The sequence below is a fragment of the Helicobacter sp. 'house sparrow 1' genome (assembly GCF_900199585.1).
Taxonomy (GTDB): domain Bacteria; phylum Campylobacterota; class Campylobacteria; order Campylobacterales; family Helicobacteraceae; genus Helicobacter_H.
In genome coordinates, this window is sequence record NZ_FZQY01000015.1 from 1 (window position 1) to 1,300 (window position 1,300).

A 1,300-nucleotide genomic window follows, 5' to 3' on the forward strand; every position below is an offset into this window, starting at 1 on the left:
AGGTAAAAATCCCAAAAAGTGCAATCAGTAAAATCACATTATTAAAAATCTTGGCTAGGTCGGTATGATGATCAGAAGTATAGCGATAGAAACATAGTTGCCATTTATCTATCCAATCTTTAGAAAAATTTTTAGGCCTTTTAAACTCTAGTTCATTTTCTTTACAATAAAGTTCCATCCTATGATAATTTGAGGCATCGATGATATTATTATCTTTGGTAAGAGTATTTTTAAAAATTCTAAAACTATCTCGAAAATCATTTGCAAAATTTTCCAATGGTTTTTCCTTACCACTAGACCTTTTTTCATCAAAAGCCTTTTTCACTTTTTTAATTACACTTCTCATATCCTCAAAGTTAAAAAACATTTTGGCATTCACCATATTTAAATTATCCTTAAATAGGGCTTGAGAAAAATTAGAGATTTTTTGAAAATCAGCATTATAAAAACATGCAATTTTTTCAAAGACACATTCATGAAAATCTGAAAATTTTTCAAATGTGCAATTATTGAAATAAACATCACTACAAAACCTTGAGTTTGAAAAATTAGCCTCTTCCTTGAAATAAGAACCCTTAAACTTCACTTCCTTAAAGAATATACATTCGCGAAAATCTACTTTTCCTTGAAATTTCGTATTACTAAATTCTGTACTGCTAAAATCAGCTTTTCCTTCAAAATCACAAGCCCTACATCTAAAATCTTTTTCAAAAACACTATTTCTTGCATTTAAAAAACCTTTGAAAGAGCAATCTTGAAAAGTTAATTTGCTTATTATTACATTGGGAATATCGAGAATATTGGGAGCACTAGGAAAAACCAATGCTCTCTCAAAACTACAACGCCAAAATTCAATTTCTATATCTTTGAGCCACAACTTTGCATCAATCTTTTTAATCGCAATATCAAATATTTTAAATTTATTAGATTCTACTTTAATATGCCCTTTATTAATTCCTAAAAGATTTGCAAGCTCTTGTTTTGTCATATCACTTCTTTCCTTTTAATGATTTTTACTTCCTCATTGAGGTTGTAGATTAAAAAATTGATTTTAGCTCTTAAATCAATCATTGCTTTTTTCTCTCATTATCTTACCTTTAGTTTGGAACTATAGAATTCTTACGGGCAGTTTTTTGGAGAGAAAAAAGCATCAAAACCATCAAGATACAATACACCACACTAAGACTTTCCACAGCAGGAAATGAAACAGAGGGTGAAGATTTTAAAAATTTGCCTACAAAGGGAAGTAAAAGAGTGGGCTTGAAAATCAAAACACCCACACAAACCAAATAAGATATCC

At 29.3% G+C, this 1,300-nt stretch carries 1 protein-coding gene and 1 pseudogene; both read right to left on the reverse strand.

Going from position 1 to position 1,300, the window contains the following annotated elements:
- On the reverse strand, positions 1–988 hold a 988-nt coding region (locus tag C6H31_RS06975), incomplete at its 3' end, for a pentapeptide repeat-containing protein (protein WP_199768143.1).
- 109 nt (positions 989–1,097) lie between these two features.
- Positions 1,098–1,300: pseudogene (locus C6H31_RS07105) on the reverse strand (hypothetical protein); the annotation flags it as partial.